Here is a 21,675-nt window from a genome sequence, read left to right on the forward strand (position 1 = left end):
GATGGGCTTCGCCCATCCTACGGGGTGGTGGCTTCACAAGGTGTGGGAACGAACTAGGCGTCCCCGCGCGTTCCCACAAAGATGGCTGCAGTGGGTTGCTCCTGTAGATCGGCGGCAGTGTTGATGGGCTGCGCCCATCCTACGGGGCTACGTTCCTGGATCGTGGGAGCGGGCCATGCCCGCGAAGCTGTCGCGCGCATGGCGCGCTCCCACAGGATGACCCAGGTCGCAGCCCTTACAGTGCCCGGCGCATACCGACGTGGGGGATATCGTCTTCCAGGTATTCGGCGGTGGCGGCCACGAACCCGTAGCGGCCGTAGTAACCCTGCAGGTGCGCCTGGGCGGACATGTACACCGGCAGGCCCGGCCAGCGCAGCCCGCAGGCCAGCAGGGCCTGCTCCATCATGCCGTGGCCGAGCCCGGTGCCGCGGGCGCTGGGTGCGGTGACCACGCGGCCGATGACCACCTCGCCGTCATTGAGCGCCGGGTCGAGCAGGCGCAGGTAGGCCACCAGCTCCTCACCGCGCCAACCCAGCAGGTGGCAGGTATCGCCCTCCAGGTCGCGGCCATCGACTTCCAGATACGGGCAGTTCTGCTCCACCACGAACACCTGGGTACGCAGCGCCAGCGCGGCGTACAGCTCGGTCTTGGTCAGTTCGGTATGGTGTTTGCAGTGCCAGGTGATGGACATGGTCGGCTCGCGGCTGGAGGCTCAGGGACAGCCGGCGACTCTACCCGCTTGGCCGCGTTTCGTCATCGGCGCAGCCGCTCTACTTCTCGATCACCTGCCCGCGCAGGGCGGCCAGGCGCGCCAGCAGGCGATTCTGCACGGGCGTCGGCACGCCCTGGCTGTCCATCGACGCCTGCAGGTTCTCGACCAGCGCGTTGAAGTGGCTGGGCGTCAGGTTCTGGCCCTTGTGGCTTTCCTCGAGCGTATCGCCGGTATAAACGCAGGGCCCGCCGGCGATCACGCAGAACTTGTCGACCAGCTTGTCACGCAGCCCGGCGATATCCACCCTGGCAAAGAACTGCACGATGCGCGGGTCGCCTGCCACGTTGAGCAGCATGCCCTCGACGATGCGGGTGATGCCGGGCTTCTCGCCGAGGTCGCGGTACAGGCTGTCGTCCTTGCCCGGCTGCTGCGCGCAACCGATCAGTACCAGCGCCAGCAGCGCGATGCACAGGGAACGCAGCATGCTCAGAAACTCCCCTGCACGGACAGGTAGGCGCCATTCTGGTTGTCCAGCGTGGCGATCTCGCCGAGGCGCGCGTAGGCCAGCACGATGGCCAGGTGCTTGTTGGGGAAGTAGCCGACGAACAGGTCGGCCCAGTCGCTCTCACCGGCGAAGTTGAGGTTGTCCGATTTTTCCCGGTACTCCACGCCCACGGCCCACTGGCGGTTGAGCAGCACGGCCAGCGAGCCTTCCTTGAGCAGCGAGCGGCGGTCACGGCGGTCGCCGCCGAAACCCAGCAGGCCCAGCTCGTTGGCACGGCTGTAGCGCACGCCACCGTTGAGCAGCAGGTTGTAGCCAAAGGCGCCGCCGAGGATCAGCCGGCTGGCGCTCAGGTAGCCCTCGGTGTCTTCGTCGCGCCGGGCACCGACCAGGCTGGGAATCAGAAAGTCCTTCTGGCGCTTGTGCTGGATGCCCAGGGAAACCTGGGGCAGCTGGTCGTAGATCAGGTCGCCGAACAGGCGCACCTTGAGGCCGAAGATGTCCTGGCTGAGGCTGTTTTCCGGCAGGCTCAGGTTGCGCGCCAGGTTGCCCAAATCGAGGCGCTGGCGCGCGTAGGAGAGTTCGATGCGGTTGTCATAGGCCACGGCCATGCCGGCCACATCCAGGCGGTAGTCAGCGGTTTCCACCCGGGTGGCGAACACGTCGGCGCCCCACTCGCCCTTCTCGCCATAGCCGGCCAGCACCGACCAGGGCGTGATGCCGCCGCCGGCAGCACCTTCCAGGCTGCTGGCACCGCCGGTGGCCAGCAAGCGCCCCTCGCCGGCCAGGGCGGTCGAGGTGAACATGCCCAACAGCAGGGCACCGGTCAGTTGCGATAGCCACATGGTCAATGCACCAGGGAAACGGGAGAGGTTAACGGCCGCTGCATCCAGGCCTCGAACGCTTGCGCGGTCAGCGGTCGGCTGATCAGGTAGCCCTGCACGCTGTCGCACTGCCAGCGGTCGAGCAGGTCCAGGCTGCGCTGCAGCTCGACGCCTTCGGCCACTACCTTGAGGCCCAGGCTGTGGCTCATCTCGATGGTCGAGCGCACGATCACCGCGTCTTCGCTGGTGTCGTCCAGCTCGCGGATAAAGGACTGGTCGATCTTCAACTCCTGCACCGGCATGCGCTTGAGCTGTGCCAGTGAAGAGTAGCCGGTGCCGAAATCGTCCACCGACAGGCCGATACCTTTTTCACGCAGCCCGTGGAGCACCTGCAAGGCCACGGCCGGGTTGAGCATCACGCCGCTCTCGGTGATTTCGAAGATCAGCTGCGAGGCGGGAATCTGGTAATGCGCCAGCAAGCGGCCGACGCGGGTAGGCAGCTCGCCATCGACCAGGTCCTCGGTGGAGATGTTCAGCGACAACTGCACCACCTGGCCACGCTGGCGCCAGGCCTGCAACTGCCGCACGCCCTCCTCGATCACCCAGGCGGTGAGGGTCTGGATGCTGCCGGTGCGCTCGGCCAACGGAATGAATTCGCCCGGCGAGACCATGCCGAACTCTGGGTGCTGCCAGCGCAGCAGGCCTTCGGCCTGGAGGCACGCCGGATTGCGCAGGTCCAGCTTGGGTTGGTAGTGCAGCAGCAGTTCGTCACGCTGGGCGGCGCGGCGCAGGTCGCGGATCAGTTGCACCTGGCGCTGCTGGGCGGCATCGCGGCCACACTCGTAGACCTGGATGCGACCGGCCAGGTGGCCGGCGTCCTGCATGGCGATGCTGGCGCGGCGCAGCAGTTCTTCAGGCGTCACCCCATCGCTGGGGTAGCCGGCAATGCCGATGCGGCAATCCAGGGCGATGTCGAGGTTGTCGACACGAAAAGGCTTCATCGACAGCTGCTGCACCCGGTCGGCCGTGGCCACCGCGCTGTCGACATCGGCGCCATCGAGCAGCAGCACGAACTCGTCGCCGCGCAGCCGTGCCAGGCTGTCGGCGGGGCGCAACGCCGCCTGCAGGCGGGCGGCCAGCTGTTGCATGACGCGATCACCACCCCCTGCCTCGCAGCTTTCGCTGACCGTGCGGAAGTTGCCGATGCTCAGGTACAGCAAGGCGATATGCCGCCGGGCCATGATCGCACTGCTCAGGCGCTCGAGGGCCAGGTTGCGATTGGGCAGGCCGGTCAGCGGATCATGCAGGGCATTGTGGGCCAGCTGCCGTTCCCGTTCGGCAATGCCCTGCTGCATGCTCTGGAACGCGCTGGCCAGGCTGCCGAGTTCATCGGAGCGGTCGAGGGCCAGGGGCACGTCGTAGTCGCCCTGGCCAACACGCTGGGCCGCACCGGCCAGCAGGCGGATTGGCCGCGACAGGCTGCGCGCCAGCAACAGCGCACCGAGCAGGGAGGCCACCAGGGCGGCCACGGCGATCAGCAGAATCTGCCTGTTGAGGGCGGCCACCGAGCCACGGGCCTGTTCGAGGGAACGCTGCAACAGCGCCTGCACGCGGAAACCGTCGCCGCTGGCGATTACCAGGCGTTGCACCAGGAAGGGTTCGTCACCATGCATGACCTCGCCGCTGTCGCCGTCGAAGGTGATCATCGGCATGTCCGGCAGGGTGCTCACGCGCACGTCCGGCTGGCCTTCCAGGCTGCCGGTGAGGGTCAATTCCAGGTGAGTCAGCTGGTTCAGTTCGCGGGCGAAACCTTCGTCGATGGAGAAACCCGTCACCAGCCGGGCAATCGGCACCGGCGCATTGACGGTGGCCTGCACCAGCAGATAGATGCGGCCATCGACCGGCATCAGCAGGCTCTGCCCATGCTGGCTGAGTTGCCCGTTGATCCGCTCGGCCTGCGCCACCGAGAGCGGCGCCAACGTGCTGGCGGTCAACTTGCCGTCCATGTCGAACATCATCACCAGGCCGGCGTTGATCCGCGCGCCATGGTTGAACAGCGCCGAGCGGATGGTCGCCTCGTCGCCACTGGCCACCGCTTCGCGGAAACCGAAATCGCTGGTCAGCACCTGTACCGCATCACGCAACTGCCGCGCATGGACGTCGAGCAGTTGCCCGAACACGCCGGTTCCCACCTCCAGTTGCTCACGCGCCTGGGTGCGGATCGAGGCAGTGGTGGCCGCCTGCACGGCGAAATACAGCGCGCCGATCACCACCAGCAACAGCAGGATCAGCACACTGGCGATACGCGCCTGGAAGCTAGTGCGAACCATGTTCCACGGCTTTCTTGAAGGCATCACCAAAGGCGCTGGGCGGCGCGCCCGGTGGCTCGGCTTCACCGGCGGCCTCGACCGGCAGGGCGAAGCGCTGCGCCGCGGCGCCCTCGACCTTCAACGCCTCGCCCTGGTGCGGCTGCATGTCGGGCAGCGCCGAATGCCAGAGGGTCACGCGGTAGTCGCCAGCCGGCAGGTTGTCGAAGCTGACCTTGCCCTCGGCATCGCTGACCGCGAACCAGGGATCATCGGTGACATAGATGTAGCCCACCATCCAGTCGTGGATATTGCAGCCCAGTACTACCAGGCCGGGCTTGTCGAACAGCACCGGCTCGCTGGGGGTCCCCTGGTACAGCCGCAGCTCGAAGCGCTTGGCCGGCGAGAACGAATAAACCTGATGACGAATGTCGTCGCGATTGGGAAAGGTCACCGCGGTGCCGGTACGCACGGCCAGCACACTGGGCACGAAACGCATCTCCTGCTGGTCCATCACCGCCTTGCCGGGCGCGGCGGCGCCACCTGCCGGGCCCTGCAGCGTCACCACGGCATTGCCCAGCGGCGCGCCCTTGGCGTCCACCACAGCGCCCTGCAGACTGGCGGCCTCGACGAGGCCCAGCGCGCCAATCAGATACAGAGGTGCAGCAAGGAACAAAGGTTTGGTCATAGGAGCTCGTCAAGGGCCGGCCAGCCCTGCCGAAAGGCCACAGGGGCCTCTGCGCTGATCAGGAAGGTCTGCGGGAAAGATTAGCCGCCCGCGGCGATAAGTTCGAGCTTTTATAGCGGCCATAACAGGCAAAACGCCACTATCGGACGAAATGGCCGCAACCCTTGGGCCTGGGGTTATTCGCTGCCGCGCAGACGCTTTGGCGTGAGCCCCAGGTAGCGGCGCATGGCGGTGGTCAGCGCGCTCTGGCTGGAGAAACCGCACTCCTCGGCGATACGCACCAGCGGCAACCCGCTGCCACGCAACAGACGAGTGGCGCGATCGAGGCGCGCCTTGAGCAGGTACTGGTGCGGCGTGAGGCCGACGCTGTCCTTGAATTGCGCGTGGAAGTGGCTCGGGCTCAGGCAGGCGACATGGGCCAGCTCGGCCACGCTGATGCGCCGCGCCAGGTTGTCGGCGATGTAACCGTCCAGGCGTTGCACGTCCAGCGAGCCGTGGCCGCGAACGGACGGCTCGCCGAACAGCCGCAGGTGCAGGGCGCGCAGCAGCACGCCGCCCAGCGAACGGGCCAGCATCGGGTCGCTGCCGTAGCGCTCCAGCTCGGCGCCGGCGTAGCAGAGCAGGTGCTGGAAGTCGGCATCGAGTTGCGGGTAGCGCGGGGTGTCGAACAGGTGACCGAGCAGCTGCAGGTCTTCGCTGCTCATGTCCTGCTCGTTGAGGTCGACGATCAGCATGCGGTTGTCGCCGATACCGGCGAACTGGTGGTCGGCATCGCCCGGCACCAGGCAGGCACGCATGCGGCAGACCTCACCACCCCGCCCCACCACCTCGAACTCGGCACGCCCGGACACCGACATCACCAATTGGTGATGGTCGTGGGTATGTTCGTGGGCCTGATCGTCCAGGCGCATGAGGCGGGCCTTGAGCATGATTCGCGACTCGATGGGCGAAGTGCCCACTCTACCGCGTTGCCGGGCAAAACTGTATGGGTGGCGACAGGACGCCTGAAGCCGCGACAACCCCAGTGTCGCAGGGCCGACAAGCGAAACGCCTGAGCCACGAATAAATGTTGAAAAAAGCCGGCGGCGCCCCATCTAACCCTCAACGTCAATGGACAGGTGCCGCATGAACGACCCGCACGATATCGAAATCGCTTCGGAGCAGACCAGCCACAGCCTGATGCTGCCCGGCCAGAACCTGCCGGACAAACTCTATGTGATTCCGATCCACAACCGCCCGTTCTTCCCGGCGCAGGTGCTGCCGGTGATCGTCAACGAGGAACACTGGGCGGAAACCCTGGAGCTGGTCAGCAAGACCGAGCACAAGACCCTGGCCCTGTTCTACGTCGACAAGCCGGTCACCGACCCCCGCCACTTCGACACCTCCAGCCTGCCCGAACACGGCACCGTGGTGCGTGTGCACCATGTCAGCAACGACGACGGCAAGCTGCAGTTCGTCGCCCAGGGCCTGACCCGCGTGCGTATCCGCGGCTGGCTCAAGCATCACCGCCCGCCCTATCTGGCCGAGGTGGATTACCCGCGCAACGCCAATGACTCGCGTGACGAGGTCAAGGCCTACGCCATGGCGCTGATCAACGTGATCCGCGAGCTGCTGCCGCTCAACCCGCTGTACAACGAGGAGTTGAAGAACTACCTCAACCGCTTCAGCCCCAACGACCCCTCACCGCTCACCGACTTCGCCGCCGCGCTGACCACCGCGCAATCGAAGGTGCTGCAGGAAGTGCTCGACACCGTGCCGATTCTCAAGCGCATGGAAAAGGTGCTGCCGCTGCTGCGCAAGGAAGTCGAGGTCGCACGCCTGCAGAACGAACTCTCCGACGAGGTGAACCGCTCGGTGGGCGAACACCAGCGCGAGTTCTTCCTCAAGGAACAGTTGAAGATCATCCAGCAGGAACTGGGCATCACCAAGGATGACCGCAGCGCCGACGCCGAGCAGTTCAGCGGGCGCCTGGAGGGCAAGACCCTGCCCGAACAGGCGCGCAAGCGCATCGACGAGGAGATGAACAAACTCTCCGTGCTGGAAACCGGCTCCCCGGAATACGCGGTGACCCGCAATTACCTGGACTGGGCCACCAGCGTGCCCTGGGGCGTGGTCGGCAAGGACAAGCTCGACCTCAAGCATGCCCGCAAGGTGCTCGACGATCACCATGCCGGCATGGACGACATCAAGCAGCGGATTACCGAGTTCCTCGCCGTGGGCGCCTTCAAGGGCGAGATCGCCGGTTCCATCGTGCTGCTGGTCGGCCCGCCGGGCGTGGGCAAGACCAGCATCGGCAAGTCCATCGCCGAATCCCTGGGCCGGCCGTTCTACCGCTTCTCGGTCGGCGGCATGCGTGACGAGGCCGAGATCAAGGGCCATCGCCGCACCTACATCGGCGCCCTGCCCGGCAAGCTGGTGCAGGCGCTCAAGGATGTCGAGGTGATGAACCCGGTGATCATGCTCGACGAGATCGACAAGATGGGCAGCAGCTTCCAGGGCGACCCGGCCTCGGCGCTGCTGGAAACCCTCGACCCCGAGCAGAACGTCGAATTCCTCGACCACTACCTGGACCTGCGCCTGGACCTCTCCAAGGTGCTGTTCGTGTGTACCGCCAACACCCTGGACTCGATTCCCGGGCCGCTGCTCGACCGTATGGAAGTGATTCGCCTGTCCGGCTACATCACCGAGGAGAAACTGGCCATCGCCAAGCGCCACCTGTGGCCCAAGCAACTGGACAAGGCCGGCGTGTCGGCCAAGCAGTTGTCGATCAGCGACAGCGCCCTGCGCGCCCTGATCGAAGGCTATGCCCGCGAAGCCGGCGTGCGCCAGCTGGAAAAGCAGCTCGGCAAGCTGGTGCGCAAGGCGGTGGTCAAGCTGCTCGAAGACCCGCAAAGCAAGGTGAAGATCGCCGCCAAGGACCTGGAAGGCTACCTGGGCATGCCGGTGTTTCGCAGCGAGCAGGTGCTCTCCGGCGTCGGCGTGATCACCGGCCTGGCCTGGACCAGCATGGGCGGCGCCACGCTGCCGATCGAGGCGACGCGCATCCACACCCTCAACCGTGGCTTCAAGCTCACCGGCCAGCTCGGTGAGGTGATGAAGGAATCGGCGGAGATCGCCTACAGCTACGTCAGCTCCAACCTGAAGACCTACAAGGGCGACCCGACCTTCTTCGACCAGGCCTTCGTGCACATGCACGTACCCGAAGGCGCCACGCCCAAGGACGGCCCGAGCGCTGGCGTCACCATCGCCAGCGCCCTGCTGTCCCTGGCCCGCAACCAGGCGCCGAAGAAGGGCGTGGCGATGACCGGCGAGCTGACCCTCACCGGCCAGGTGCTGGCCATCGGTGGCGTGCGCGAGAAGGTGATCGCCGCGCGCCGGCAGAAGATTCACGAGCTGATCCTGCCCGAGGCCAACCGCGGCTCCTATCAAGAGCTGCCGGACTACCTCAAGCAGGGCATCACCGTGCACTTCGCCAAGCGCTTCAGCGATGTCGCCAAGGTGCTGTTCGACTGACCGTCCTATGCTGCGGGCTGCCTGACGGGGCAGCTCGCTACCGCTTAGTACCTGTTCACGATCTTCATGCCCGGTTCTATCCACGTTGGCTGCGACATGGCGATAGCGGCCGTTGGCGATCTCGTGGGAGGGGCTTTAGCCGCGAGCTCTTTACGCCTGGTCAGGCAAAATCGAGGCTAAAGCGGATCACCCCCCGGCCTGCTCCACAAAATCTCTGTCAGACCTGTAGGGCTCTAGCTCGCAAGATCGTGAACAGGCTCTTGTAGCCCCCCGTGCCTGCCTGCTGGCAAATCGATAGATCGAAACCCGAATGCTGCTGTCAGAACCTGACCCGGCTGCCGTGAGGCTCGCCCGTGCAGGTCGATCCGTGGCGGGGCGATAGTCGATATAAGGAGAACGGGGATGCCCCGCACCGACAAGGAACATTTCATCGGGCTCGAGTGGCTGCGCTTCATACTCGGCCTGTACATCGTGGTCTTCCACACCCTGCACAACTACCCCGAACAGCAGTTGCCAATCCTCAAGCAGCTCAGCGGCGCGGGCTTCTTCGCCACCAGTACCTTCTTCGTGCTCTCCGGCTTTCTGCTCGCCCACGTGTACTGCCAGCGCGGCCAGATGCGCGAACCGGCGGTGAGTTTCTGGAGCCGGCGCTTCGCCAACCTCTACCCGCTGCATATCTTTTCGCTGCTGCTGACCATCTCGGTGATCTTCGTCATCAGCAGCCTGGGCATTCCGCCGGACGACACCAAGGCCAGCGTGCGCTTCGTGGTGTACGACACCAACGAAGACATGACCGACATCTCGCGCGCCACGCTCGAGCATTTCATGAGCAACGGCGAGCTGGCCTTCAACAGCGTGCTGCAACTGTTGATGCTGCAGGCCTGGAACCCCTTCTACCTGACCTTCAACGCGCCACTGTGGTCGATCTCCACGCTGTTCTTCTTCTACCTCACCTTCCCCTTCGTGGCGCCGCGCCTGGCGCGCCTGAAGCACAAGGTGCTGTGGCTGGGCATCATCACCCTGATCTACCTGATTCCGCCGCTGCTGGTGATTCTCAACGGTGACTACGGCATGCCGTTCACCGGCATCCTGCACCGCAACCCGCTGGTGCGCCTGCCCGAGTTTCTCGCCGGCATCCTCGCCTACGGCCTGTTCCGCGACCTGCAGGATGCCGGCCGCACGCCGGGTGCTGGCGGGGTCGGGCTGATGATCGCCACGGTGCTGGCCTGTTTCCTCGGCACGGCCTGGCTGATCGAAGGGCCGCAGTTCTGGTACTACCTGCTGCACAACGGCCTGCTGCTGCCGGCGCAGATCATGCTGATCTACCTCTGCGCCCTGGCAGCCTCGCCAAACAGCGAATCGGTGCAACGCTGGTCACAGCGCCTGGGCGCCGCCTCGCTGCCGCTGTTCGTGCTGCACGTGCCGGCCTTCACCCTGTTCTCACGCTCGGAAAAACTGCTCGGCGTGGCCTCCGGCGAATGCTTCGCCAACTGGGCGCAGTGCGCGGCGCAGGCTGGCGAGCAGGAGCTGTCGATCGTCTTCTACCCGCTGTTCCTGCTGCTGACCGTGATCCTCTGCGTGTGGGCCCAGGAGAACGCCGTGGTGCCGACCCGCAAACGGCTGCTCAAGTGGCTGCCCGTGCGGCGTAGCACAAGCTGAGCCAAAGGAAAGGAAATTCCCAGGAATCATCTGCAACGGCGACGGTCGGAAGGAGATGTTCGGCCGACCGTGCCGCTGTTTCTTACTGTTTTCTGGAGGGATCCGTGATCCTCAAAACCGTCAAGGCATCTGTCCGCCACAGCATGCTTCCAGCCGCGCTGTGCCTGGCCTGTACCACCACACTGTTCAGTGCCCAGGTGCTGGCTTTCTCCCTCGATGACGTGGCTTCGCAAGCCAAGGGACTGCTGGACAAACCCTACGCGGCATCTGCCAGCAACCTGCCCAGCGAACTGCGCACCCTGTCGTTCAAGGACTACCAGCAGATCAAGGCACGTGAAGACAAGTACGAATGGGCCGACAGCAAGACGCCCTTCAAGCTGAGCTTCTATCACCAGGGCATGCACTTCGAGACCCCGGTGAAGATCAACGAAGTCACCGCCACCAGCGTCAACGAGATCAAATACGACCCCGAGCGCTTCGACTTCGGCGACGTCAAGGTCGACAAGGATGCCACCAAGGATCTGGGCTACGCGGGCTTTCGCGTCATGTACCCCATCAATGAAAAGGGCAAGCTCGACGAGATCATGAGCCTGCTCGGCGCCAGCTACTTCCGGGTGGTGGGCAAGGATCAGGTCTACGGCACCTCGGCCCGCGGCCTGGCCATCGATACCGCGCTGCCCAGCGGCGAGGAATTCCCCTATTTCCGCGAGTTCTGGATCGAGCGCCCGAAAGCCGGCGACAAGCACCTGGTGATCTTCGCCCTGCTCGACTCGCCCCGCGCCACCGGCGCGTACCGCTTCATCCTGCGCCCCGGCAAGGACGCGGTGGTCGATGTGCAATCGCGGGTATTCCTGCGCGACAACGTCAGCAAGCTGGGCGTCGCGCCGCTGACCAGCATGTTCCTGTATGGCAGCAACCAGCGCTCGACCAAGGCCAACTATCGCCCTGCCCTGCACGACGCCAATGGCCTGGCGATTCACACCGGCAGCGACGAGCATATCTGGCGCCCCCTGAACAACCCGCAGAACCTGGCGGTGAGCACCTTCGAAGTGCAGAACCCGAAAGGTTTCGGCTTGCTGCAACGCGGCCGTGACTTCGCCCAGTACGAAGACCTCGACGACCATTACGAGCAGCGCCCCAGCGTGTGGATCGAGCCCAAGGGCGAATGGGGCAAGGGCAAGGTCGAACTGGTGGAGATTCCCACCCCGGACGAAACCAACGACAACATCGTCGCCTTCTGGACGCCTGACGAGCAGCCCAAGCCGGGCGAGCCGATGCAGTTCGACTACCGCATGCACTGGACCAAGGACGAGCGTGCCCAGCTGGGCCAGGACATCGCCTGGGTCAAGCAGACCATGCGCAGCGCCGGTGAGGTCAAGCAGCCCAACCTGACCCGCAAGCTCGATGGCAGCATCGCCCTGCTGGTCGACTTCGAAGGCCCGTCCCTGGAGGCGCTCAAGCCCGACGCCGCGGTGGCCAGCAACTTCAGCATCAACGACAACGCCGAGGTGCTGGACAACCACCTGCAGTACAACAAGGCCACCAAAGGCTGGCGCATGACGGTGCGCTTCAAGGTCAAGGATCCCAAGCAAGCGGTAGAAATGCGCGCGGCTCTGGTCGAGGGTGACAAGACCCTCAGCGAGACCTGGAGCTATCAACTTCCGCCCAATACGGTTGCCCCGCAATGAAAACCACCGAGCAGTCCGCCCTGGACGAGTACCTGGACAGCCTGCCTCTGAGTGCCGCCGAGCGTGACGCACTGGCTGATTGCCGCGACTTCGGCGAACTGCACAGCCGCCTCGCCGGCGTGCAGGCAGCCGATGCCGAACAGGCGGTGCACCAGTCCGCCGCCCGACGCATCGAGCTGGGCGCCGGCGAGTCGCTGCAAGACACCGGCCTGCTGTCGCTGGACGCCGCCGGCCGGCCAGTGCTGCGCGCCACGCCGCCGCTCAACCGCACCAAGATGACCCCCGAGCCGTGGCACACCAACCTGTTGAGCCGCGGCCTGCGCTCGCTGTTTGGCAAGCGCAATCCGCCGCGCCCGCCCAAGCGCGAACTGGAGCCAGCGCGCTGGCGCCGGGTCGGCTCGCTGCGCCGGCACGTCTTGCTGTTGCTGATGCTCGGCCAGACAGCCGTCGCCACCTGGTACATGAACAGCATCCTGCCCTACCAGGGCTGGGCGCTGATCAACCTGCAGGAGGTGATGGAGCAAGGCTGGCAGGAAAGCTTCTTCCAGGTCCTGCCCTACCTCGTGCAAGGCAGCATCCTGGCGCTGTTCTCATTGTTGTTCTGCTGGGTGTCGGCCGGTTTCTGGACGGCCCTGATGGGTTTCTGGGAACTGCTGCGCGGCTACGACCGCTACGGCATTTCCGGCAGCAGCGCCGGCGACGAGCCGATCGACCCGCAGGCGCGTACCGCGATCATCATGCCGATCTGCAACGAGGACGTACCCCGGGTTATCGCCGGCCTGCGCGCCACCTATGAGTCGGTCAAAGCGTCTGGCGAGCTCGAGCAATTCGATTTCTTCATCCTCAGCGACACCGGCGACGCCGACATTGCCGTCGCCGAACAGCGCGCCTGGCTGGAGCTGTGCCAGGAGACCGAGGGCTTCGGCAAGATCTTCTACCGCCGCCGCCGCCGCCGGGTGAAGCGCAAGAGCGGCAATATCGACGATTTCTGCCGCCGCTGGGGTGGCGACTACCGCTACATGGTGGTGCTCGACGCCGACAGCGTGATGAGTGGCGAATGCCTGACCAAGCTGGTGCGCCTGATGGAGGCCAACCCCCAGGCCGGCATCATCCAGACTTCGCCGAAAGCCGCGGGCATGAACACCCTGTATGCGCGCCTGCAGCAATTCGCCACCCGCGCCTACGGCCCGCTGTTCACCGCCGGCCTGCATTATTGGCAGCTTGGTGAATCCCATTACTGGGGTCACAACGCGATCATCCGCATGCAGCCGTTCATCGAGCACTGCGCCCTGGCACCGCTGCCGGGCAAGGGCTCGTTCGCTGGCGCGATCATGTCCCACGACTTCGTCGAGGCATCCTTGATGCGCCGCGCCGGCTGGGGGGTGTGGATCGCCTACGACCTGCCGGGCAGCTATGAAGAGTTGCCGCCGAACCTGATCGACGAGCTGCAGCGTGACCGTCGCTGGTGCCACGGCAACCTGATGAACTTCCGCCTGTTCCTCGTCAAGGGCATGCACCCGGTACACCGCGCGGTGTTCCTGACCGGCGTGATGTCCTACCTGTCGGCGCCGCTGTGGTTCATGTTCCTGCTGCTCTCCACTGCCCTGCTGGCCATTCACACGTTGATGGAGCCGCAGTACTTCCTGGTGCCGGGCCAGCTGTTCCCGGTGTGGCCACGCTGGAACCCTCAGTTAGCGGTGACCTTGTTTTCCACCACCCTGACCTTGCTGTTCCTGCCCAAGCTGCTAGCGGTGATCCTGATCTGGATCAAGGGTGCCAAGGCCTACGGTGGCGCCTTCAAGGTCACGCTGAGCATGCTCCTGGAGATGTTCTTCTCGGTGCTGCTGGCGCCGGTGCGCATGCTGTTCCACACCATGTTCGTCACCGCGGCATTCCTCGGTTGGTCCGCCACCTGGAATTCCCCACAGCGTGACAACGGCATCACCACCTGGGGCGACGCCACGCGCCGTCATGGCTGGCAGGCATTGCTGGGCATGGTCTGGATGGCCGGCGTGGCCTGGCTCGACCCGAACTTCCTGTGGTGGCTGTCCCCGATCGTGGTTTCGCTGATGCTGTCGATCCCGGTGTCGGTGTTCTCCAGCCGCCTGAGCCTGGGCCTGGGGAGCAAGAAGGCCAAGCTGTTCCTGATTCCCGAGGAGTCCAACCCGCCCCAGGAGCTGCTGTCGACCTACGCCTACACGCGGCACAACCGCGAACACGCGATGGAAAACGGCTTTATCGAAGCGGTGCTGCGCCCGTTCCCCAACGCTCTGGCCTGCGCCATGGCCACCGCGCGTCACGGCCAGGCACCGCTGCTCGAACAGGCGCGCCAGCGTGCCCTGGGCGAAGCCCTGGAACTGGGCCCGAAAAAGCTCGATGGCAAGCGCAAGCTGGCGCTGCTCAGCGACCCGGTGCTGCTGGCTCGTTTGCATGCACAGCTGTGGCAGCAGGCCGAGCAGCACCCGCTGTGGCGCCATGCTTATCAGCAGAGCCCGCCGGCCCAGCCAAGGCATGACAACCAGGCGCTCAAGCTGGCGCCGGTCAGCACCGGCTCACCCCTGGTGAACTGACCGCCACGCGGCCATCCAGCCCAGGCTGGCACGGGTATCGCCCTCTTCGGGGCGGTACTCGGCGCCCAGCCAGCCGCGGTAAGCGGCCTTCTCCAGCGCCTTGTGCACCGCGATGAAATCGATGCTGCCACTGCCTGGCGCACCACGCCCCGGACAGTCGGCGAACTGCACATGGCCGATTCGCCCGGCCAGCATTTCGATGGCAGCCACCGGATCGATGCCCTGTCGGGCCATATGGTAGATATCCAGCTGCGCCCGGAAATTGCCGTGGTCAACGGCAGCCAGCAGCGCCTGCAGGTGCTGCGGCGTATTGACCAGAAAGCCCGGCATGTCGAGGGGATTGATTGCCTCACTGACCACGCCAATGCCGAGCAGTCCGAACGCCTCGGCCGCCTTACGGATATTGCCGGCCAAGGTGTCCAGTGCCTGCTTGCGCGTCAGGTCCTCGGCCAGCCGCCCGGGCAGCACATTGATCACGCTCGGCCTTACCATGGCCGCGTAGGTCAGCGCCTCCTGCAACGCTTTATCGAATGCATCCTGGCGCTGCGGCACCGCTGCCAGCCCAGGGCCGCCCTGGACAAAATCGCCGCCCGGAAAATTCATCAACGCCAGCGGCAGCCCTGCCCGCTCAAGCTGATCCTTCAGGCGCAGCGCCGGCACCTCATAGGGGAACTGGATTTCCACACCGTCGAAACCCGCTGCCGCAGCAGCGACGATGCGCTCGAGCAAAGGCCGCTCGGTGAACAGCATGGTCAGGTTGGCGGATAGCTTCATGTACGACTCCCTGGGCTGCCCGCTCGATAGCTCGGCACGGGCGATAGAGAGGCTTTAGCCTCGATTTGCCTAGCTAGCTGAACGTGAAGAACTCGCGGCTGAAGCCGCTCCCACGCCATCGCTGAGCGACCGTTCTGCCTCTTGGTTGCCGCGTGAGCAACTTCTTACAGGCCGTCCTTTTGCAGATGATCGAGATCGACCGGATCGCCGCTGTGGGCATCGAGCCGATGACGAATGTCCTCGAACATCTGGTCGAATTCCTCGTGCTCGTGGCTGATCAGCACCACGCTCGTCGGCAGGCCATGCTTGTGCGCCAGGCGGCTGACCACACTGGCGAAGTTGAAGGCGGTGTCGCGGTGCAACTCGAAGGACTCTTCGAAGGCCGTACCGTCGACCTCGCCTTTCAGGGTCATGTGCAGCATCGGCCCCTCGGCCGCATCCTGGCGGATGTCGTAATGCAGGTCGATGGCGTAGAGCGGAATGTCAGCGGTTGCCACGCTGTTGCTGCGATGGAAATGGCCGGGCTCGAACATGGGTTGCCTCCTGTGCTGAGGGATTGACCGAAGCGCCAGTCAGCTTCGGACTCTTCACCATAGACAGTGCCGACAGAGGATGATGCGAAAACCCGACCGCACCACAAATGAGCACACAAAGCACCAATAGTGGGCAAATTCGAAACAGACAAGGCGCTGCAAATACCCAGCGCAGAGGGCTTGATACGCCCGTTTGAACTCAGTGCTTCTTTTCGGCGCGTTCCTGCACCAGCACCCAGGGAGCGACGACCACGGCCCACAGCGACGGATCACGATTGAGCAGGTCCTCGGCACGGGTATCGCTCAACACCGCGACACGCCCCGCTTCCAGCCAGGCGGCGACCACCTCCTGACGGTTTTCGGCGACCGCTTCGGCCACCTCGATCAGGTCCTGCTCGCTGTCGACCCACAGTAACGAGCCGCGAGCGAAGAACGGCTGCAGCTCTTGCCAGGTGATGGGAGCGGTTTCGCCGAGCAATTTGGCATAGAGGGTGCTTGGTTCTTGGTTCATGGCAGTTCCGTATTTCGATGGCCGTTTTTTGACGGCCGCCATGATAACGACGGATGGCTGACAGGCAAGGGACTGTCAACCGCCCGGCGGTCAGGAACCAGCCGTTTTTCTATACATTTCTTGCAATTACGCGACATTCTTACCGATCTCTTTCGACTGCCGACTTTCCAAGGCGCAAATCTGCGCTCTACACTGTATCGGTACAGTTGCCGGGGGATCTGGCCGGAAGTCGACTCCGGTTCTGCTGCTTTGGCTACCAGAACTACAACAAAACACAACGAGTGGAGCACTATGAACAACGCTACTAAGCAGATTTCCAAGCTGTTCGCCGCTATGGCCCTGGCTGGCTGTGCCAGCTACTCGGTCGCCGCCGACACCATCAAGATCGCCATGGCTGGCCCGGTGACCGGTGCCGTCGCTCAGTACGGTGAAATGCAGTTCGTCGGTGCCAAGATGGCCATCGAGCAGATCAACAAGGCCGGTGGCGTGAACGGTGCTCAACTCGAAGGCGTGGTCTACGATGACGCGTGCGATCCCAAGCAGGCCGTGGCCGTTGCCAACAAGATCGTCAACGATGGCGCCAAGTTCGTCGTTGGCCACCTGTGCTCCAGCTCCACTCAGCCGGCTTCGGACATCTACGAAGACGAAGGCATCCTGATGATCACCCCGGCGGCTACCAGCCCGGAAATCACCGCCCGTGGCTACGAGCTGATCTTCCGCACCATCGGTCTGGACAGCCTGCAGGGCCCGACAGCCGGCAACTTCATCGCCGACCACGTGAAGCCGAAGAACGTCGCCGTCATCCACGACAAGCAGCAGTACGGTGAAGGCATCGCCAGCGCCGTCAAGCAGACCCTGGAATCCAAGGGCGTGAAGGTCGGTGTGTTCGAAGGCATCAACGCCGGCGACAAGGACTTCTCCTCGCTGATCGCCAAGCTCAAGCAGCAAGGCATCGACTTCGTCTACTACGGCGGCTACCACCCGGAACTGGGCCTGCTGCTGCGTCAGTCCAAGGAAAAAGGCCTGGACGTTCGTTTCATGGGCCCTGAAGGCGTAGGCAACAAGGAAATCTCGGCCATCGCCGGCCCGGCTTCCGAAGGCATGCTGGTGACCCTGCCGCAATCCTTCGACCAGGACCCGAAGAACAAGGCGCTGGTTGAAGCGTTCAAGGCCAAGAACGAAGACCCGAGCGGTCCGTTCGTATTCCCGGCTTACGCTGCCGTTCAAGTCATTGCCGAAGGCATCAAGAAAGCCGGCAGCACCGACACCGCCGAAGTAGCCGCAGCCCTGCGTGCCAACACCTTCGAAACCCCGACCGGCACCCTCGGTTTCGACGAGAAAGGCGACCTGAAGAACTTCAACTTCGTGGTCTACGAATGGCACCAGGACGGCACCAAGTCCGAAGCCAAGTAAGCCCCCCGCCGAAGAAGCTGATTCATGAGCTAGCGAGCTAGCGCCCTGCAAGGCAAGAACAGGCGAGGAAGCGGAGTGTACTTTTGTACATGAGCATTCCGAACCTGTTCTTAACGCAGCAGGGCCGACGCGCAGCAGATCATGAACAGTTTCTGAACCAAGAGCCCACTGCTGCGGTGGGCTTTGTTTATTAGCAAGAATCCCGGTTTCGCGCTGCGCCACAAGCGCTGTCGTGCGCGCAAACCCAGGAGCTAGGCAATGCCTGATCTTTATCACTACCTGCAACAACTGCTCAACGGCCTGACCGTCGGCAGTACCTATGCCCTCATCGCCATTGGCTACACCATGGTGTACGGCATCATCGGCATGATCAACTTCGCCCACGGCGAGGTGTACATGATCGGTTCCTACGTCGCCTTCATTGCCATCACCCTACTGGCGATGATGGGCCTCGACAGCCTGCCCCTGATCATGATCTGCGCCTTCGCGGCGAGCATCATCGTCACCAGTGCTTTCGGTTACAGCATCGAACGGGTCGCCTACCGGCCGCTACGCGGCGGCAACCGGCTGATTCCGCTGATCTCGGCGATCGGCATGTCGATCTTCCTGCAGAACGCCGTGATGCTGTCCCAGGACTCCAAGGACAAGGCCATCAGCAACCCGCTGCCGGGCAATTTCATCTTTGGCGAAAGCGCCATGAACGGCGTGGTGATCTCCTACATGCAGGTGCTGATCTTCGTGGTCACCTTCCTGACCATGATCGGCCTGACCCTGTTCATCTCCCGCTCCCGCCTGGGCCGCGCCTGCCGCGCCTGCGCCGAGGACCTGAAGATGGCCAACCTGCTGGGCATCAACACCAACAACATCATCGCCCTCACCTTCGTCATCGGCGCCGCCCTGGCGGCCGTCGCGGCCGTGCTGCTGGGCATGCAATACGGCGTGATCAACCCGCACCTGGGCTTCCTGGCCGGCATCAAGGCGTTCACCGCGGCGGTACTCGGTGGTATCGGCAGCATCCCGGGCGCCGTGCTCGGCGGCCTGGTGCTCGGTGTGGCCGAAGCCTTTGGCGCCGACATCTTCGGTGACCAGTACAAGGACGTCGTGGCGTTCAGCCTGCTGGTGCTGGTGCTGCTGTTCCGCCCGACCGGTATTCTCGGCCGTCCGGAGGTTGAAAAGGTATGAGCAAGAACCTCAAGACCGCCCTGTTCAGCAGCATCCTTCTGCTGCTGATCTCCTACCCGATTCTCGGCCTCAAGCTCAGCGTCGTCGGCATCAGCCTGCAGGTACAGGGTGCCAGCGCGCAGACCCTGTGGACCATCGGCATCGCCGCCGCGCTGCTGTTCGTCTGGCACCTGGTGCTGCGTGACCGCCTGCTCGGCGGGGACAAGCTCAAGGGCGCGCTGCCGAGCATTCCGGCCAACCTCAAGGACACCCTGACCCTGCCCAGCGTGCAACGCTGGATCATGCTGGCGTTGTTCGTGGTGGCGTTGGCCTGGCCGTTCTTCGGCTCCCGCGCGGCGGTGGACATCGCCACGTTGATCCTCATCTACGTGATGCTGGGTATCGGCCTGAACATCGTGGTCGGCCTCGCCGGCCTGCTCGACCTGGGTTACGTCGGCTTCTACGCGGTGGGTGCCTACACCTACGCGCTGCTCGCCGAGTACGCCGGTTTCGGCTTCTGGACGGCGCTGCCGATCGCCGGGCTGATGGCCGCTACCTTCGGCTGCCTGCTGGGTTTCCCGGTGCTCAGGCTACGGGGTGACTACCTGGCCATCGTGACCCTGGGTTTCGGTGAAATCATCCGCATCATGCTGCGCAACCTCACCGACATCACCGGCGGCCCGAACGGCATCAGTTCGATCCCCAAGCCGGAGCTGTTCGGCCTGTCGCTGGATCGTCGCGCGCCGGATGGCGGCCAGACCCTGCATGACTTCCTCGGCATCGCCTACAACTCCACCTACAAGGTGATCTTCCTCTACCTGATCGCCCTGCTGCTGGTGCTGCTGGCCATCTTCGTGATCAACCGCCTGATGCGCATGCCGATCGGCCGCGCCTGGGAAGCGCTGCGCGAAGACGAAATCGCCTGCCGTGCCCTGGGCCTCAACCCGACCACGGTCAAGCTCTCGGCCTTCACCATCGGCGCCAGCTTCGCCGGTTTCGCCGGTAGCTTCTTCGCTGCCCGCCAGGGCCTGGTGACACCGGAGTCGTTCACCTTCATCGAGTCGGCGATGATCCTCGCCATCGTCGTACTGGGTGGCATGGGCTCGCAGCTGGGCATCATCTTTGCCGCGGTGGTCATGACCCTGCTGCAGGAGATGCGCGACTTCAACGAGTACCGCATGCTGATATTCGGTCTGACCATGATCGTGATGATGATCTGGCGTCCGCAGGGCCTGTTGCCCATGCAGCGCCCACACCTGGAGTTGAAACAACGATGAGCCGCCCGATTCTAGAAGTGAGCGGCCTGTCCATGCGTTTTGGCGGCCTGCTGGCCGTCAACGGGGTCAGCCTCTCGGTCAATGAAAAACAGGTGGTGTCGATGATCGGCCCGAACGGCGCCGGCAAGACCACCGTGTTCAACTGCCTGACCGGTTTCTACAAACCGACCTCGGGCAGCATCCGCCTCAACGGTGAACAGATCGAAGGCCTGCCGGGCCACAAGATCGCCCGCAAGGGTGTGGTGCGTACCTTCCAGAACGTTCGCCTGTTCAAGGAAATGACCGCGGTGGAAAACCTGCTGGTCGCCCAGCACCGCCACATCAACACCAACTTCCTGTCCGGGCTGTTCAAGACCCCGGCGTTTCGCCGCAGCGAGCGCGAAGCCATGGATTACGCTGCGCATTGGCTGGAGCAGGTCAACCTGACCGAATTCGCCAACCGCCCGGCCGGCACCCTGGCCTACGGTCAGCAGCGCCGCCTGGAAATCGCCCGCTGCATGATGACCCGGCCGAGCATCCTGATGCTCGACGAGCCGGCCGCCGGCCTCAACCCGCGGGAAACCGACGACCTGAAGGCGCTGATCGGCGTGCTGCGTGACCAGCACGACGTGACCGTGCTGCTGATCGAACACGACATGAAGCTGGTCATGAGCATTTCCGACCATATCTTCGTGATCAACCAGGGCACGCCCCTGGCCGACGGCAGGCCGGAGCAGATCCGCGGCAATCCGGACGTGATCAAAGCCTACCTGGGGGAAGCGTAATGCTGTATTTCGATAACGTTTCCACCTTCTACGGCAAGATCCAGGCGCTGCATGGCGTCAGCGTGGAAGTGCGTCAGGGCGAAATCGTCACCCTGATCGGTGCCAACGGCGCCGGCAAATCCACCCTGCTGATGACCCTCTGCGGCACCCCGCAGGCCACCAGCGGCAGCATCCGTTATCAGGGTGAAGAGCTGGTCGGCATGGAAACCCCGCTGATCATGCGCAAGAGCATCGCCGTGGTGCCCGAAGGCCGCCGCGTGTTCGCCCGCCTGACCGTCGAGGAGAACCTCGCCATGGGCGGTTTCTTCGGCAGCAAGGCGGACAATCAGGAGCAACTGGACAAGGTGCTGCACCTGTTCCCGCGCCTGAAGGAACGCCTGGCACAGCGCGCCGGCACCATGTCCGGCGGCGAACAGCAGATGCTCGCGATCGGCCGTGCGCTGATGAGCAAGCCCAAGCTGCTGCTGCTCGACGAGCCGTCGCTGGGCCTGGCACCGATCATCATCCAGCAGATCTTCGACATCATCGAACAGCTGCGCAAGGACGGGGTAACGGTGTTCCTGGTCGAGCAGAATGCCAACCAGGCGCTCAAGCTGGCCGACCGCGGCTACGTGCTGGAGAACGGGCGGATCGTCATGCAGGGCAGCGGACACGATCTGTTGAATGATCCAAAAGTACGCGACGCTTATTTAGGCGGCTGATGCCTTTGAATCCCGGCAGCCCCATGGTCGCCGGGACATTTACCCTGAACGATGCCTGACGCGCTCCAGTCCCAATACT

General features: G+C 64.1%; 18 protein-coding genes. 9 read left to right on the plus strand and 9 right to left on the minus strand.

Features of this window, described 5'->3' with window-relative positions:
- Positions 1-235: 235 nt before the first annotated feature.
- From QYS36_RS14090 to QYS36_RS14115, 6 genes are all read right to left on the minus strand, one after another.
- Positions 236-691, minus strand: coding sequence for a GNAT family N-acetyltransferase (locus QYS36_RS14090; RefSeq protein WP_308840072.1), 456 nt, complete (start codon positions 689-691; stop codon positions 236-238).
- 79 nt (positions 692-770) lie between these two features.
- On the minus strand, positions 771-1,193 hold the full coding sequence (locus tag QYS36_RS14095; protein WP_308840127.1) for a group 1 truncated hemoglobin: 423 nt from the start codon (positions 1,191-1,193) through the stop codon (positions 771-773).
- A gap of 5 nt (positions 1,194-1,198) precedes the next feature.
- On the minus strand, positions 1,199-2,059 hold the full coding sequence (locus QYS36_RS14100) for a DUF3034 family protein (protein ID WP_374990457.1): 861 nt from the start codon (positions 2,057-2,059) through the stop codon (positions 1,199-1,201).
- A gap of 2 nt (positions 2,060-2,061) precedes the next feature.
- On the minus strand, positions 2,062-4,368 hold the full coding sequence (locus QYS36_RS14105) for an EAL domain-containing protein (RefSeq protein WP_308840074.1): 2,307 nt from the start codon (positions 4,366-4,368) through the stop codon (positions 2,062-2,064).
- Positions 4,355-5,032 (minus strand): methylamine utilization protein, encoded by a 678-nt coding sequence (locus tag QYS36_RS14110; protein WP_308840075.1) that lies wholly within the window; start codon positions 5,030-5,032, stop codon positions 4,355-4,357. Before QYS36_RS14110 ends, QYS36_RS14105 begins: the two co-directional genes overlap by 14 nt.
- A gap of 176 nt (positions 5,033-5,208) precedes the next feature.
- Complete coding sequence (locus tag QYS36_RS14115; protein ID WP_308840076.1) at positions 5,209-5,961, minus strand: AraC family transcriptional regulator; 753 nt, start codon at positions 5,959-5,961, stop codon at positions 5,209-5,211.
- A gap of 196 nt (positions 5,962-6,157) precedes the next feature.
- Here QYS36_RS14115 and lon point away from each other — a divergent pair, with 196 nt between their 5' ends.
- From lon to mdoH, 4 genes are all read left to right on the plus strand, one after another.
- Entirely contained in the window at positions 6,158-8,545 is a 2,388-nt protein-coding gene (lon, locus tag QYS36_RS14120; RefSeq protein ID WP_308840077.1) for an endopeptidase La, read from the plus strand.
- A 402-nt stretch (positions 8,546-8,947) separates the two neighbouring features.
- Positions 8,948-10,204 (plus strand): acyltransferase, encoded by a 1,257-nt coding sequence (locus QYS36_RS14125; protein ID WP_308840078.1) that lies wholly within the window; start codon positions 8,948-8,950, stop codon positions 10,202-10,204.
- Positions 10,205-10,347: 143 nt separating this feature from the next.
- Positions 10,348-11,892 (plus strand): glucan biosynthesis protein G, encoded by a 1,545-nt coding sequence (locus QYS36_RS14130; RefSeq protein WP_308840128.1) that lies wholly within the window; start codon positions 10,348-10,350, stop codon positions 11,890-11,892.
- Positions 11,889-14,462, plus strand: a complete 2,574-nt coding sequence (gene mdoH / locus QYS36_RS14135; protein ID WP_308840079.1) for a glucans biosynthesis glucosyltransferase MdoH — start codon at positions 11,889-11,891, stop codon at positions 14,460-14,462. The genes QYS36_RS14130 and mdoH overlap by 4 nt, the downstream gene beginning before the upstream one ends.
- Here the strand turns inward: mdoH and QYS36_RS14140 are convergent.
- The 3 genes from QYS36_RS14140 to QYS36_RS14150 all read right to left on the minus strand — a co-directional run bounded on the left by QYS36_RS14140 (position 14,445) and on the right by QYS36_RS14150 (position 16,280).
- Positions 14,445-15,236, minus strand: coding sequence for a TIM barrel protein (locus tag QYS36_RS14140; RefSeq protein ID WP_308840080.1), 792 nt, complete (start codon positions 15,234-15,236; stop codon positions 14,445-14,447). The two genes, mdoH and QYS36_RS14140, sit on opposite strands and share 18 nt — an antisense overlap.
- A gap of 164 nt (positions 15,237-15,400) precedes the next feature.
- On the minus strand, positions 15,401-15,769 hold the full coding sequence (locus tag QYS36_RS14145) for a DUF5064 family protein (RefSeq protein ID WP_308840081.1): 369 nt from the start codon (positions 15,767-15,769) through the stop codon (positions 15,401-15,403).
- Positions 15,770-15,968: 199 nt separating this feature from the next.
- Positions 15,969-16,280, minus strand: a complete 312-nt coding sequence (locus QYS36_RS14150; RefSeq protein WP_308840082.1) for a DUF2288 domain-containing protein — start codon at positions 16,278-16,280, stop codon at positions 15,969-15,971.
- 291 nt (positions 16,281-16,571) lie between these two features.
- Between QYS36_RS14150 and QYS36_RS14155 the strand changes: the two genes are divergently transcribed.
- The 5 genes from QYS36_RS14155 (at position 16,572) to QYS36_RS14175 (ending at position 21,596) form a co-directional block, all read left to right on the plus strand.
- Complete coding sequence (locus QYS36_RS14155; protein WP_308840083.1) at positions 16,572-17,693, plus strand: branched-chain amino acid ABC transporter substrate-binding protein; 1,122 nt, start codon at positions 16,572-16,574, stop codon at positions 17,691-17,693.
- A gap of 258 nt (positions 17,694-17,951) precedes the next feature.
- Positions 17,952-18,875 (plus strand): high-affinity branched-chain amino acid ABC transporter permease LivH, encoded by a 924-nt coding sequence (livH, locus tag QYS36_RS14160; RefSeq protein ID WP_308840084.1) that lies wholly within the window; start codon positions 17,952-17,954, stop codon positions 18,873-18,875.
- Positions 18,872-20,131, plus strand: coding sequence for a high-affinity branched-chain amino acid ABC transporter permease LivM (locus QYS36_RS14165; protein ID WP_308840085.1), 1,260 nt, complete (start codon positions 18,872-18,874; stop codon positions 20,129-20,131). The genes livH and QYS36_RS14165 overlap by 4 nt, the downstream gene beginning before the upstream one ends.
- The gene (gene livG / locus QYS36_RS14170; protein WP_308840086.1) at positions 20,128-20,895 is read left to right on the plus strand and encodes a high-affinity branched-chain amino acid ABC transporter ATP-binding protein LivG; all 768 of its coding nucleotides are present in this window, start codon (positions 20,128-20,130) and stop codon (positions 20,893-20,895) included. Before QYS36_RS14165 ends, livG begins: the two co-directional genes overlap by 4 nt.
- Positions 20,895-21,596, plus strand: coding sequence for an ABC transporter ATP-binding protein (locus QYS36_RS14175; protein ID WP_308840087.1), 702 nt, complete (start codon positions 20,895-20,897; stop codon positions 21,594-21,596). Before livG ends, QYS36_RS14175 begins: the two co-directional genes overlap by 1 nt.
- Positions 21,597-21,675 lie beyond the last annotated feature (79 nt).

This window comes from Pseudomonas sp. G34 (assembly GCF_031119625.1).
GTDB lineage: Bacteria > Pseudomonadota > Gammaproteobacteria > Pseudomonadales > Pseudomonadaceae > Aquipseudomonas.